Raw genomic sequence first — 13,156 nt, forward strand, 5'->3', positions numbered from 1 at the left:
CGGGAGCACGCCGCCGGTCCGGGCCCGGGGGTCGGAGGCCGGGCGGGTGTGAGGAGTGGTTACCGTGGGGGTGTGTACCGGTTCCTCCTGACTCCGCGCTGGCTCGGCGGCACCGTCGTGGCCGTGGCGGCCGTGGCGGTCTGCCTGTGGCTGGGCTCCTGGCAGCTCGGCCGGTTCGAGGACCGGGTGTCCACGCACCAGGAGACCAAGCAGGCGCTCACCGCTTCGAGTGAAGCCCGCCCGATCGACGCGCTGCTCGACCAGGCGAACCCGCAGGTGAGCACGGAGACCGTCGGCAAGGCCGTCACGGTGACCGGCAGCTACGACACCGAGCACCAACTGCTCGTCCCCAACCGGGTGGTGGACGGCAAGCAGGGCTACTACGTGCTCACCCCGCTGCGCACCGCCGACGGGCACGCCGTGGCCGTGGTGCGGGGTTGGGCGGCGGGGGCCCCCACCGCCGCCGAGCCGCCGCCGGGCGGACAGGTGACGGTGACCGGGCGTCTGCAGGCCAACGAGTCCGTGGGCAGCAACGGGGCGGTGGCGGGCGGCCTGCCCGCCGGACAGCTGGGCATGATCAACCGGGCGTCGCTGCTGAACGTGCTGGAGTACGACGGCTGGTACGACGGCTGGGTGGCCGCCGATGACGCGCCCGCCGGGCTGGTCTCCGTGCCGTCCGTGCAGCCGCAGGGCGGGGACGGGCTGACGCTGCGCGCGTTCCAGAACCTGGGCTACACCCTGGAGTGGTTCGTCTTCGCCGGGTTCGTGGTCTTCATGTGGTACCGCCTGGTGCGCCGTGAGGCGGAGGCGGAGCAGGACCGGGTCCTCGGGCTGGACCCGGTCCTGGACTGACCGGCGGCGTCCCGGCTCGGCCGGGAGTCAGCGCTCGGCCGGGGGTCAGCGCTCGGCCGGGGGTCAGCGCTCGGCCGGGGGTCAGCGCTCGGCCGGGGGTCAGCGCTCGGCCGGGGGTCAGCGCTTGGTCGGCAGGGCCGGTGCCGGTGTCGGCTTGACCGCCGGCGGGGGCGGAGTCGGCGTCGGGGGCAGCGGCCGGCCCGGGGACGAGGAGTCGGTGGGCAGCGGCGTCGGGTCGCTGTGGCAGTGGCCGTTGCCGTTTCCGCCGCCGTTGTGGTCGTCGGAGTCGTAGTGGTCGATGTGGTGGTGCACCGTGCGACCGGTCTTCGACCCCTTGGAGCCCTTGGAGCCCTTCGAACCGGAGGAGCCCGAGGAGCCGCCGGACCCCTTCGATCCCTTGGCGAGCTCGACGGTGCCGTCCGGGTCGGTCGGCTGGTACGCGGCCAACCGGACGGCGGTGCCCGCGGCGGCGTCACCGGACGCGCGCCCGGGGCCGCCCGCGGTCCCCGGGCCCGGCGCGCCCGCCCTGGTCGCGGTGGCGAGCGGCGTGGCGTGCGGCGCGGAGGACGGGGCCGAGGACGGGGCGGCGGGCGGCGCGGTGGGGGCCGCGGGCACGGCCGGTGCCGCGGACCCCGTCGGCACGACGGCCGAGGAACTCGGCGCCGGCGGGCCGGCCGGCGGCGGGCAGGCGGCGGTGGCCCGCTGCGAGCCCGAGCAGCCGGTGAGCACCAGGGCCCCGGCCACCGCCGCCGCCAGCATCAGGAGGCGTCTCACGCCGCCCCTCCGTCTCCGTCGCGCTCGGTCGTGCCCAGGTGACGCCGGACGAAGTCGATCTCCAGCCGCAGCTGCTTGATCCGCTCCTCCACCACCAGCGACCCGTGACCGGCGTCGAAGCGGTACACCTGGTGCGGCTTGCCGAGCTGCTCCAGCCGCTCGACGTAGTTGTCGATCTGCCGGATCGGGCAGCGCGGGTCGTTGACCCCGGCGCTGATGTAGACCGGCACCCGCACCTGCTCGACGTAGGTCAGCGGCGAGGAGGCGGTGAAGCGCTCCGGGACCTCCTCCGGGGTGCCGCCGAAGAGCGTGCGGTCCAGCGACTTGAGCGCCTCCATCTCGTCGGCGTACGCGGTGTGGTAGTCCGCGACCGGGACCGCGGCGACGCCGAGGGCCCAGCTGTCGGGCTGGACGCCCAGGCCGAGCAGGGTCAGGTAGCCGCCCCAGCTGCCGCCGGTGAGCACCAGCCGGGCCGGGTCGGCCAGACCGCTGTCGACCGCCCACTCGCGGACCGCCGCGATGTCCTCCAGCTCGATCAGGCCGACCCGCTCGTGCAGCGCGTCCGTCCAGGCCTGGCCGTAGCCGGTCGAGCCGCGGTAGTTGACCCGGACGACCGCGAAGCCGTGGTCCAGCCAGGCGGCCGGCCCGGCGGCGAAGGAGTCGCTGTCGTGGTGGGTCGGGCCGCCGTGGATCTCGAACACGGTCGGGTACGGGCCCTGCGCGGGCGTCGTCGGCCGCTGCACCAGGGCGTGCACCCGGCCGCCGGGCCCGTCCACCCAGACGTCCTCGACCGGCACCGAACCGGGCGGCACCGGGCCGGGCGCCCGCAGCACGACCGTCCCGGCGGTGGAGCGGACGGCGGAGGGCTCGGCGGCGGAGGACCACAGGTACTCGACGGTGCCGTCCGGACGGGCGGTGGCGCCGCCGACGGTGCCGCGCGGGGTGTCCAGGCGGGTCAGCCGGCCGTCGGCGAGCGAGTACGAGAACAGCTCGCTGCGCGCCTCGTACTCGTGCTCCACCAGCAGCTCCGCGGCACCCGGGCGCCACTGGGCGGAGACGTCGCCGGGCAGCTCGCGGCCCTGCTCGTCGCGCAGCGGGAGGGCGGTCTCGGCGCCGGTGGCGACGTCCCAGATCATCGGCTCCCAGCGGCCGGTGCGCTGGTGGGCGACCAGCAGGCGGGTGTCGCCGTCGACCGGGGCGAAGCCCAGGCAGGCGACGCCGCGCGGCTCGTCCCGGCCGGTGACCTCGTCCAGCTCGGCGACGGTCTCGACGCCGCCGTCCCCGGTGAGGCGGACCACCCGGATCGCGGAGTGCATCGCGTCGCCGTGCTCGGTGTGGTCGATGGCCAGCAGCGTGCTGTCGTGGCTGAGGTCGCCGATGCCGCCGTACTCCTCGTGCCGGTAGATCTCGACCGGCTCGGCGCTGCCGGGGCGGCGCAGGTGCAGGGTGGTGCCGTCCTCGTCGGTCGAGCGTCCGACGACCACGGTGCCGTCGCGGCCGAGGGCCAGGCCGGCCGAGTAGGAGGCGGCGAGGCCGGGCACGGCCTCCTCGTCGGGGCCGCCCGCGAAGGGCTGGCGGCGCCACACGCCGAACTCGTCGCCGTCGTGGTCGTCGAACCACCAGACCCAGTCGCCGTCCGGGGACAGCTCGGCGTCGGTGGTGCCGTTCGGACGGTCGGTGACCCGGTGGTGGGCGCCGGTGGCGCGGTCCCACGCGTAGACCTCGTAGGTGCCGGTCGCGTTGGACACGTACAGCGCCCGGTCGGGGGCGTCCTCGGCCCAGTCGGGCAGCGACACCCGGGCCGCCCTGAACCGCTGCTCCCACGCCGGTACGGCGCTCTTCTCCTCGCTCATCCGACCATCCAACCCGATCGGGGGGAGGGAAGGGAACGGGCGGGCGGGCTTCGGGCCGCCCGCCCCGGGTGCCGGGGGCGCCACCGGGGGGTGCCGCGGCGCGCGCGGCCGGGGGCGTCCACGAACGTCCGGCCCGGGCCCCGGGTTCTGCGGGCTCGGGCCGGGGGCGGGGAACGTGCCGGGGATCACGTCGGGTCCCGGGCCGGGGCTCAGGTCGGGTCCCGGGCAGGGGACTACGTCGGGTCCTGGACCGGGACCACGTCGGGCGGCTCGGGGTCAGCCCTCGGACGGCGCTCCGTGCGGCAGGAAGCCGACCAGGCCGACGAGCACCAGCTCCAGCGCCGCCAGGGCGAGGACACTGCGGCCGAAGGCGGCGGTCGGGTCGTCGGTGCCGTAGTAGACCAGGCCGATCAGCGCGATCCCGAGCGCCCCGCCGACCTGCTGCACGGTGGACAGCACCCCGGCCGCGGCGCCGGCCAGCCGCGGCTCGACGCCGGCCAGCACCACCGAGGTCACCGGGGCGATCACCAGGCCCATGCCGAGGCCGTCCACGAACAGCCCGGGCGTCAGCCACCGGACACCGCCGTCCGCGGCGTCGTACGCGGTGAGCGCCAGGAGACCGAGCCCGAGGGCCATCAGCAGTCCGCCGAGGGCGATGGTGCGCCGGTCGCCGATGCGGCTGGTGACACGGTGGGTGGTGTTGGAGGTGATCAGGTAGCCCAGGCCGATCGCGGTGAAGACCAGCCCGGCGCCGAGGGCGTCCAGGCCGCGGCCGAACTGGAGGTGCAGGGCGAGCACCAGGAAGAAGGAGGCCTGGCCGAGCCAGAAGGCGAGCTGGGCGAGCAGACCGGCGCTGAAGGGGCGGCTGCGGAAGAGCCGGGTGTCGACGAGCGGGGTGACGGTGCCGGTGGGGGCGGACCCGGTGGGGGCGGACCCGGTGGCCGTGCGGTGGGTGGCGCGGTGCTGGTGTCCGGCGAAGAGGGCCAGCAGCGCGAGGGAGGCGCCCAGACAGAGCCCGGTCCACAGCGGCCACCCCGACCGGGGCCCCTGGATCAGCGGCAGCACCAGGCAGGTCAGCGCGGTGGTGACCAGCAGTGCGCCGACCGGGTCCAGGCCGGGCCGCTGCGGGGCGCGGGACTCCGGCAGACTGCGGCGGACCAGCGGCAGGGCGGCCAGCCCGATCGGCAGGTTGATCAGGAAACAGCTGCGCCAGCCGAGGCCGAAGAGGTCCGCGCGGATCAGGAGGCCCCCGATCAGCTGGCCGAACACCGCGCCGACGCCCATGGTCAGGCCGTACCGGGCGAACGCCCGCGCCTGCGCGGCGCCGCTGAACGCGGTCCGCAGGATCGCGAGTACCTGGGGGCCCATCAGCGCCGCCGACAGGCCCTGCACCACCCGGGCGCCGACCAGCGCGGGCACCGTGGGGGCGAGGCCGCAGGCGGCGGAGGCGAGGGTGAAGAGGGCCAGGCCGAGCCCGAACACCCGGCGACGGCCGTACCTGTCGCCGAGGCGGCCGGCGGTGACCAGGCCGGCCGCGAGGGCCAGGCTGAAGCCGGCCATCACCCACTGGACGGCGTCCGGGCCGGCGCCGAGGTCGCCCTGGAGGGAGGGGAGGGCGACGTTGACGACGAAGATGTCGAGGGCGGTCATGAAGGTGGCGGTCAGGACGACCGGCAGCAGCCCCTTGGGGGCCGGTGGGGGCGGTGGCGTCATGGGGGCCGTCGGTGTTGTCGGTGTCGTCGGTGTCGTCGGTGTCGAGGCCCCGGCTGCGACCTCCCCGGGCAGCCGGGCGTTCAGGGCGGTGCTCATCTCTGGCGCTCCTCACGGTTGGCGTTCGCCGCCGAGGGGCGGGGCGGCGCTGTAGCGGCGCGGGGGTACCTCGGTGCGGCGGTACGGAGGTCCGCGGGCTCAGGCGCCCGGCACGCGGTCGAGGAAGCCGTACACCGCGCCGATCCGGCCGTCCGGGGTGGCCGCCAGCACGTCGAAGCCGATCACCACCGGCTCGGCGCCGGCCGGGCCGAGGTTCCACGTGAAACGGGCGATGTCATGGTGCGCGTCGACCGGGCCGAGGGTGAACTCCAGCCCCGGGAACTGGGCCTGGGCGGCGCCGATCAGCGCGTCGATCGCGTCCCGGCCGGTGACGGCGGCCAGCGGGTCGGTGTATCGGCCGTCCTCGGCCCACACCTCGTCGACCAGCTTGCGGCGGGCCGCCGGGTCGGTCTCGTTCCAGACCGCGAGGTAGCGCTCGGCGAGCTGCTGGAGGGTGGCGGTCGTGATCCCGGTCATCGTCATCTCCCGTGTTCCGGTGGGTTCCTGGAGCGTGCTGCCCCGGTGCTCACCACGGTAGGGACGGCCGGTCGGCGGCGAATCCGTCACGTATGGGTAGGGGGTACGTAGCCTCCGCCGGAGTACCGGGCCGTGGCCGGGTCGGCCGCGCGGACCGGATGGGTAGGGTCGGGGCATGCTGTACGGGAGGGAAGACGAACAGGCCGCCGTGGACGGGCTGTTGGACGGGGCGCGGGCCGGTCGCAGCGGGGTGCTGCTGTTCAGGGGCGAGGCCGGCATCGGCAAGACCGCGCTGCTGGACGACGCCGTCGTGCGGGCGGGGCAGGCGTTCCGGGTGGTCCGGGCGGCCGGCGTCGAGTACGAGGCGGAGCTGCCGTACGCCGGACTGAGCCTGCTGCTCGCGCCCGGCCTGGACCGGCTCGGTGTCCTGCCGGGGCCGCAACGGCGGGCGCTGGAAACGGCGTTCGGGCTCTCCGATGGCAGCGGGCCGGTCGACGCCCCGGCCGCCCTCGGACCCGCCGCCGACGAAGGGCACGCCGACGAAAGGCGCGCCGACCGGCTCCTGGTCGGTCTCGCCACACTCGGCCTGCTCGCCGAACTCGCGACCGACCGACCGCTGTTGTGCGTCATGGACGACGTGCAGTGGCTGGACCGGGCCTCACTGGACGCCCTGCTGCTGGCCGCCCGACGGTTCCAGGCCGAAGGGGTCGCCCTACTGCTCGCCGCCCGCACCGGCGGCGCGTCCGGGCCCGACGAGGGCCTGGCGGAACGCCCGCTGGGCCTGCCCGAACGGCGGCTGTCCGGCCTGTCCGAGGCCGACGCCACCCGCCTGCTGGCTCGGCGGACCGGTCCCGGCCTGCCCTCCGCCACCCGCGACCGACTGCTCGCCGAGGCGGCCGGCAATCCGCTCGCGCTCACCGAACTCCCGGTCGCCGCCGGGTCGCAGGCTCCGGCGCCGGGCGGCCTGCCGCTCACCAGCCGGCTGCTGATCGCCTTCCACGGCCAGGTCACCGGCCTGCCCGCGGCCACGCAAACCCTGCTGCTGGTCGCCGCCACCGAGGAGAACGGGGCCCTGGACGTCGTGCTGCCCGCCGCGGCCGACCTCGGCGTCACCCCCGAGCACCTCGCACCCGCCGAGCGGTGCGGACTGGTCGCGGTCACGGCCGAGCGCCGGATCGCCTTCCGGCACCCGCTGCTGCGCTCCGCGATCCTCCAGCGGGCCCCGCACCACCAGAAGGTGGCGGCCCACCACGCCGTCGCGCGGGCGCTGCCGGACGGCGACCGCCGCACCTGGCACCTCGCCCTCGCCGCCACCGCCCCCGACGCGGGCCTCGCCGACGCCCTGGAACGCGCCGCCGTCCGCGCCGAGCGCCGCGGCGGCCACGGCGGCGCCGCCGCGTACGAGCGCGCCGCCCGGCTCACCCCGGACCGCGACGGGGCCACCCGCCGACTCGTCCTGGCCGCCGAAGCGGCCACCGAGGAAGGCGAATTGGCGCGCGCCGAGGCGCTCGCCGACGAGGCGGGCGCACGCACCGACGACGCCTTGGCGCACGCCCTACTCGACCAGGTCCGGGCCACCGCGCACTTCTGGCGCGGCGCGTACCCGATCGCCCACCGGCTGCTGCTCGACGCCGCGGGCACCGACATCGACCCGACGTACGCCGCCCGGATGCTGCTGCAGGCCTTCCACGCCGCCTGGTACGCGGGGGAGGAGCCGGTGGCAGCGGTCCTGGACCGCCTGGCGGTCCTGCCGCTCGCCGCCGGCGACCCGCTGGCCCCACTCGCCCGCCACCTGCCCGCGGCCGTCCTGCCCGCGCTCGGCCGGCCCGCCGGGCCGCTGCCGCCCGTCCGGGAGGCCGCCGAGGCCGCCCGCCGCGCGGGGGCCGAGAGCCCGGTCGACCTGGTCCAGCTGTGCGGCGCCACCCTGGTCCTCGGACGCGACGAGGAGACCGCCGAACTCGCCGCCGAACTGATCGCCGAGGCCCGCGCCAAGGGCACCGTCGGCGTGATGCCCACCCTGCAGTTCTTCCGGGCCGAGGCCGAACTCTTCCACGACAGGCACCGCGACGCCGAACTCACCGCCACCGAGGGCCTCGGCCTCGCCCGGGACACCGGCCAGCACCAGTGGGTCAGTCAACTCACCGCGCTGCTCGCCTACCTGGCCGCGCTCGACGGCCGGACCGACCACTGCGCGGAACTCGCCGCCGCCGCCCTCGCCGCCACCGGCCCGCAGACCGCCGCCCCCGCGGCCGGCCTGGCCTGGGCCCGGTGGGCGCTCGCCCTGCTCGACCTCGGCCAGGGCCGGATCGGTGCCGCCGCCGACCGGCTGCACACCCTCACCACCGGCCCGCACCGCCACCACGTCAGCGCCACCCGGGCCGTACCCGACCTGGTCGAGGCCGCCGTCCGCCTGGGCACCCCCGAACGCGCCGCCGAACCCTACGAACGCTTCGCCCGCTGGACGGCCGCCGCCGACCGCCCCTGGGCCGAGGCACTCCGCCTGCGCTGCCAGGCCCTGCTCGGCCCCGACGAACTCGCCGAGGAGGCCTACCGCGCCGCCCTCTCCCGGCACGAAGCGGCCCACCGCCCCTTCGAACAGGCCCGCACCGCCCTCCTCTACGGCGAATGGCTGCGCCGCACCCGCCGCCGCACCGACGCCCGCCCCCACCTGCGCGCCGCCCTGGAGACCTTCGACCGCCTCGCCGCCCACCCCTGGGCCGCCCGCGCCCGCACCGAACTCTCCGCCACCGGCACCCCGGCCCCCACCCCGGCCGCCCCCACCGGCACCCCGCCGTCCCCGCTCACCCCCCAGGAGCTCCAGATCGCCCGCCTCGCCGCCCAGGGCCTCACCAACCGCGACATCGCCGCCCAGCTCTTCCTCAGCCCCCGCACCGTCGCCCACCACCTCTACAAGGCCTACCCCAAGCTCGACATCACCTCCCGCACCGAACTCCCCACCACCCTCTGACCCGCCCGCCCCTCCCGAACGCCGCAGGCCCCGCCGCCCCCGGCCGGGCCTGCGGCCCACTTGCTACTCGTCGACGTTCGGTGAGTGCTTCCAGCCCTCGGAGTAGTGGTCTCGGTGATAGGCCAGATGGGCTCGGTCCACCTGATGTCCAGGGGCTTCTCGCAGCTTTCCGATTTCTGTACCCGTGGCGTGGTCAGTGATGGTCAGCTCCTCCGAGATGGTCAGAGTGCCGAAGTCGAACAGGGCATGGTGGTTCGGACACAGGCAGAGGACGTTGCCGGCAACATCGGGCCCGTTGTGTGGCTGCCCCAGACCGCGGATGTGCGCCGCCTCCGCGTAGGAGCCGGTGGGCGTGCGAAGCCGCTCACCGCACACCTGGCAAGCGAAGTCGTGGGCCCGCTTCACGAAGTTCGCCACCCGGGTGCTGCGAACGATCTGACGAACCTTGACTTCGAGCCGTGTGGGAGTGTCCTGCCCCATGGGTTCCTGCAGTATCGGCGCCTGGAGGGCCGGTACGTAGTCAAACAGGCTTACGAGTCGGTAGCGCCAGATTCGGAATCCGGAACGGCCGACATCGTGCCAGGAGTCCTCCACCCGGAAGAGCCCGTCATAGCGGTAGCTGGGGTTGGAGGTCTTGGAGCTGTGCCGTACGGCACGGACCACCCGGACCGGTGAGTCCGTGGTCTGGCTGGTGAACAGGGCGGCGTTGCCGCGAGTGAGTTCTTGGTCTTTCACCTGGCGTTGGGTTTCCGGGTCGCGTCCGCCTTGCCCGGTGTAGACGATGACATCGCCATGGTCCTCGTCGTCCTCGTAGCCTCCGGAGATGACGATGGACTCAGCTCCGAACTCCGCTGTGCCGCAGATACCGGCTTGAAGCGGTCGGTGCACCTTGGAGGCCGCCAGTTCCCGCCGGTTGGCGAAGGAGCGACCGACGTGGATTCCTGGGACTTCTCCGTAGCCGTCGAAGTCGGTGGGCGTGGTGGTGAGGGCAGCTGCCGGCAACGTTTGGACCTTTCGACGTCAGCGGATCGATGGACTCATCGACGTAGGAGTTGGGCTTCGTACCGCAAACGCTCATGCACACGGCGCGGTTCCGTGGCCGGTGGTAGTCGTCGGTCGGGACGAGCATCGAGCGAACTGTTCGCCGGGCGGAACCAGTTGAAGATAAATGGCAGTCGTGGTGTCGGGGGACCGGCCTACCATGCCCTCCATGAAGATTCGAAAGTTCTTGCATGAGGTTGGTACGACCTACGATCGCCGGCAGGGGACCAGCACGCCGACGGCCCGCCTCCTCCGGGACGCCCCTTCTCACTTCGCCAGCCATGTGCAGGGCGAATACGTCATCAAGGGGAGTGCAGGAGCTGGCGCCGCAGCCTTCTGCCCGTGGGTGGCGTTCTTCGACCCGGACGAGACAACCACGGCTCGGCACGGCATGTACGTGGTGTACCTCTTCGCCGAGAACATGGAAACGGTATCGCTCAGCCTGAACCACGGTGTCACCGAGCTCCACGGGAAGTACGGGTCCGCGGAGGCGAATCGCAGGCTTGCCAAGGAAGCGGGCGCCATTCGAGGAGCGTTGTCCGCAGGAGGGGGTCATAACCTGGACGCCAGTATTGACCTCGGCGGACGGTCGGGACTGCCCCGATCGTACGAGCACGGGAATGTGGTCGCCCGCACGTACAGGGTTGACGATCTGCCCGGTGAGGACGTGTTGTGCGATGACCTCCGGCAGTTCATCGCGCTCTACCAGGACGCTCTGGTCGTTCGGGAGCAGCTGCGGCAGACGACGCGGGACGTCATCTGCACGCTTCGAGCTGAAGGCACGTGGCCTCATGAGCAGAGCAAGAACGCACTGCTCCACTTCGCGCCGAAGAGCGACGACGAGTACGTGCAGACCATGGTGAGCCGCGAGATCGTGAAGACGAGGAAGCACGAAACCCTCGTCCGGGACTATGGAAACCACCTCCACACCAACGGATTCGAGGTGGGAACCAACGTGCACCCGAGGGACATCGTGGCTCGCAATGAATCCACGCACTGGCTGATCGAAGCCAAGGTGGTGCGGCGTGGGAACGCCACCCACGCGGTGCGAGAGGCGCTCGGGCAGCTGGCGACGTACTCGTTCCTGCTCTACCCGCCCAAGGAACAGCCGAAGCAGCTGGCTCTCTTCACCGAGGGCATTGGCGATGTCTACGTCCGGCTCCTGGAGCACCACGGCATCGCTTCCGTGTGGCGTTCCGCAACTGGGTGGTCGGGATCGCCCAGCGCGGTCGCAGCGGGATTGGCCGAAGCGGTGGCAGCAGGGGCCCCTTAGGTTCCTGCCGTCGCTGACCGGACGAGCTTGCTGGCCCCACGCGAGAGGGGAGGCGTGTGAGCCGCACCACGGCCGCGCGATCTCTTCTCGGGTCAGGCTTGGCCAGTGATCGACGGTCACGCACAACGACAGAGGGCCTGCCGGATTTCTCCGGCAGGCCCTCTGCAGTGGGTCGGGGTGGCGGGATTTGAACCCACGGCCTCTTCGTCCCGAACGAAGCGCGCTACCAAGCTGCGCCACACCCCGGTCTTTCTGTTTGTCGCTCCGTCTCCTTCGCGACGAGTAGAACTCTACCGGACGCTCGCCGAGACACGAAATCCGGTTTCGAGCGGGCGTCCGGCGGGGGTCAGCGGGGGGCCGGGGTGAGGGTGAGGAGGGTGGCCTCGGGCGGGCAGGCGAAGCGGACGGGGGTGTAGCGGTTGGTGCCGCAGCCGGCCGAGACGTGGAGGTGGGAGCGGTGGCCGCCGGCGGTGTGGGTGGAGAGGCCCTTGACCCGGCGGGTGTCGATGTCGCAGTTGGTGACCAGGGCGCCGTAGAAGGGGATGCAGAGCTGGCCGCCGTGGGTGTGGCCGGCCAGGATCAGCGGGTAGCGGTCGGCGGTGAAGGCGTCGAGGACGCGCAGGTAGGGCGCGTGGACGACGGCGAGGGAGAGGTCGGCGTCGGGGGACGGGCCGCCGGCGACCTCGCTGTAGCGGTCGCGGCGGATGTGCGGGTCGTCGAGGCCGGTGAACTCCAGGTCCAGCCCGTTCACGGTGAGCCGGCCGCGGGTGTTGGTGAGGTCGAGCCAGCCGGCCCCGTCGAAGCCGTCGCGGAGCTTCTCCCACGGGTTGTGGACGGCGCCGGTGATGCCGCGGCGGGCGGTGCCGTCGGGGTTGTTCATGCCGTGGGCGCCGCTGCGCATGGCCTGGAGGTAGCGGGCGGGGTTCTTGCGGGCCGGGCCGTAGTAGTCGTTGGAGCCGAAGACGTAGACGCCCGGGAACTCCATGAGGGGGCCGAGCGCGTCGAGGGTGGCCGGGACGCCGAGCGGGTCGGAGAGGTTGTCGCCGGTGTTGACCACCAGGTCGGGGCGCAGGCCGGCCAGGCTCTTCAGCCAGCGCTGCTTCTTGCCCTGCCCGCTCACCATGTGGATGTCGGAGACCTGGAGGACCCGGATCGGGCGGGCGCCGCGCGGGAGGACGGGGACCTCGATCCGGCGGAGGCGGAAGGCCCGGACCTCGTACCCGACGGAGTAGGCGAGACAGGCGGCGCCGGTGGCGGCGATGCCGAGGGGAACGGAGTACAGCGGTCGCATCAGCCCATGCTCTCAGACGGTGGATCAGCCGGCGCACGCCCGGAGTCGGCGGGGTCGGGGGCGGCGGGCGGTGCCTCCTGGGACTCCCTGCGGGCGCGCAGGGCACGGACCTTGTGGAGGTTGCCGCAGCGTTCCATCGAGCACCAGCGGCGGCGGCCGGGCCGTGAGGTGTCGACGAAGATCAGTCGGCAGTCGTGCCCGGCGCACTCCCGGATCCGGTCCGCGTACGGGCCGGTGAGCAGGGCGATGGCGTCCCGGGCGAGGGTGGAGGTCAGCTGCGCTCCGTCGGCGGGCGGCGGGGCGGCCGCGGTGCCGTCCGGGGCGATCCGGGGGACCAGGGGCGGGTGCTCGGCGGCCCGGTTGAGGACGGCGTAGTCGGCGGGTTCGCCCGGACGGCCGTGAGCCCGGGCGGCGGCGAGGCGCCAGAGCGCGTCGCGCAGGGTGCGGGTGCCGGCGAGTTCGGCGGGGGAGATCCGGACGGCGTCGGCGGGCAGCCGCAGCCGGGACGGCGGGAGCCAGGCGGCGAGGTCGGCGGGCCGGTGCAGCACCTCGTACCGGGCGTACGGGTCGGGGCCGCCGGTGGTGAGCAGTTCCAGGCAGAGGACGCCGGGGTCGAAGTGGAAGCGGCTGCCGCCGGGGGTGGTGAGGAGCAGCCCGGGCGGGGCGTTCCGTGCGGCCTGGTTCCGGGTGGCGGTGTTCCCGGCAGCTGGGACGGCTCCGTCGGTCATGCGTCCCAGGGTAGGTGTAACCGGCTGGGGCGGTGACGGCCGGCCGGGGCGGGCTGACCCCCGCTCAGGCGGTCCGCGCCCCGCCCGCCA

The 13,156-nt window shown here is 74.0% G+C and carries 10 protein-coding genes and 1 tRNA gene; 3 read left to right on the top strand and 8 right to left on the bottom strand.

Features of this window, described 5'->3' with window-relative positions; genetic code table 11:
* Positions 1 to 72 precede the first annotated feature (72 nt).
* Positions 73 to 852 (top strand): SURF1 family protein, encoded by a 780-nt coding sequence (locus tag ACWD4P_RS03490; protein ID WP_449778410.1) that lies wholly within the window; start codon positions 73 to 75, stop codon positions 850 to 852.
* A gap of 117 nt (positions 853 to 969) precedes the next feature.
* On the opposite strand, the gene ACWD4P_RS03495 is transcribed toward ACWD4P_RS03490, so the two are convergent.
* The 4 genes from ACWD4P_RS03495 to ACWD4P_RS03510 form a co-directional block, all read right to left on the bottom strand.
* Positions 970 to 1,626: a hypothetical protein gene (locus ACWD4P_RS03495; protein ID WP_449778411.1), complete on the bottom strand. Its 657-nt coding sequence runs from the start codon at positions 1,624 to 1,626 to the stop codon at positions 970 to 972.
* Entirely contained in the window at positions 1,623 to 3,479 is a 1,857-nt protein-coding gene (locus ACWD4P_RS03500; protein WP_359824072.1) for a S9 family peptidase, read from the bottom strand. The genes ACWD4P_RS03495 and ACWD4P_RS03500 overlap by 4 nt, the downstream gene beginning before the upstream one ends.
* A 276-nt stretch (positions 3,480 to 3,755) precedes the next feature.
* A complete protein-coding gene (locus tag ACWD4P_RS03505; RefSeq protein ID WP_449778412.1) occupies positions 3,756 to 5,288 on the bottom strand; it encodes an MFS transporter in 1,533 nt (510 codons plus the stop codon).
* 99 nt (positions 5,289 to 5,387) lie between these two features.
* A complete protein-coding gene (locus ACWD4P_RS03510; RefSeq protein ID WP_359824077.1) occupies positions 5,388 to 5,765 on the bottom strand; it encodes a nuclear transport factor 2 family protein in 378 nt (125 codons plus the stop codon).
* A 175-nt stretch (positions 5,766 to 5,940) separates the two neighbouring features.
* On the opposite strand from ACWD4P_RS03510, the gene ACWD4P_RS03515 reads away from it, so the two are divergent.
* Positions 5,941 to 8,733: an ATP-binding protein gene (locus tag ACWD4P_RS03515; RefSeq protein ID WP_449778413.1), complete on the top strand. Its 2,793-nt coding sequence runs from the start codon at positions 5,941 to 5,943 to the stop codon at positions 8,731 to 8,733.
* Between the two features lie 63 nt (positions 8,734 to 8,796).
* Here ACWD4P_RS03515 and ACWD4P_RS03520 read toward each other — a convergent pair whose 3' ends face one another.
* The gene (locus tag ACWD4P_RS03520; RefSeq protein ID WP_449778414.1) at positions 8,797 to 9,735 is read right to left on the bottom strand and encodes a YDG/SRA domain-containing protein; all 939 of its coding nucleotides are present in this window, start codon (positions 9,733 to 9,735) and stop codon (positions 8,797 to 8,799) included.
* 208 nt (positions 9,736 to 9,943) lie between these two features.
* Here ACWD4P_RS03520 and ACWD4P_RS03525 point away from each other — a divergent pair, with 208 nt between their 5' ends.
* Positions 9,944 to 11,047: an MrcB family domain-containing protein gene (locus ACWD4P_RS03525; RefSeq protein ID WP_449778415.1), complete on the top strand. Its 1,104-nt coding sequence runs from the start codon at positions 9,944 to 9,946 to the stop codon at positions 11,045 to 11,047.
* Positions 11,048 to 11,219: 172 nt separating this feature from the next.
* On the opposite strand, the gene ACWD4P_RS03530 is transcribed toward ACWD4P_RS03525, so the two are convergent.
* The 3 genes from ACWD4P_RS03530 to ACWD4P_RS03540 form a co-directional block, all read right to left on the bottom strand.
* A tRNA-Pro gene (locus ACWD4P_RS03530) sits at positions 11,220 to 11,293 on the bottom strand.
* A 100-nt stretch (positions 11,294 to 11,393) separates the two neighbouring features.
* Positions 11,394 to 12,338 (bottom strand): metallophosphoesterase, encoded by a 945-nt coding sequence (locus ACWD4P_RS03535; RefSeq protein ID WP_449778416.1) that lies wholly within the window; start codon positions 12,336 to 12,338, stop codon positions 11,394 to 11,396.
* On the bottom strand, positions 12,338 to 13,066 hold the full coding sequence (locus tag ACWD4P_RS03540; RefSeq protein WP_449778417.1) for a CGNR zinc finger domain-containing protein: 729 nt from the start codon (positions 13,064 to 13,066) through the stop codon (positions 12,338 to 12,340). Before ACWD4P_RS03540 ends, ACWD4P_RS03535 begins: the two co-directional genes overlap by 1 nt.
* Between the last annotated feature and the right edge of the window lie 90 nt (positions 13,067 to 13,156).

This window comes from Kitasatospora sp. NPDC002543, assembly GCF_053594915.1.

Bases quoted from the DNA above. Each gene is read 5' to 3' on its own strand.
- ACWD4P_RS03540 (WP_449778417.1), bottom strand. From the start codon at position 13,066: ATGACCGACGGAGCCGTCCCAGCTGCCGGGAACACCGCCACCCGGAAC.
- ACWD4P_RS03525 (WP_449778415.1), top strand. From the start codon at position 9,944: ATGAAGATTCGAAAGTTCTTGCATGAGGTTGGTACGACCTACGATCGC.
- ACWD4P_RS03505 (WP_449778412.1), bottom strand. From the start codon at position 5,288: ATGAGCACCGCCCTGAACGCCCGGCTGCCCGGGGAGGTCGCAGCCGGG.
- ACWD4P_RS03510 (WP_359824077.1), bottom strand. From the start codon at position 5,765: ATGACCGGGATCACGACCGCCACCCTCCAGCAGCTCGCCGAGCGCTAC.
- ACWD4P_RS03500 (WP_359824072.1), bottom strand. From the start codon at position 3,479: ATGAGCGAGGAGAAGAGCGCCGTACCGGCGTGGGAGCAGCGGTTCAGG.
- ACWD4P_RS03535 (WP_449778416.1), bottom strand. From the start codon at position 12,338: ATGCGACCGCTGTACTCCGTTCCCCTCGGCATCGCCGCCACCGGCGCC.
- ACWD4P_RS03515 (WP_449778413.1), top strand. From the start codon at position 5,941: ATGCTGTACGGGAGGGAAGACGAACAGGCCGCCGTGGACGGGCTGTTG.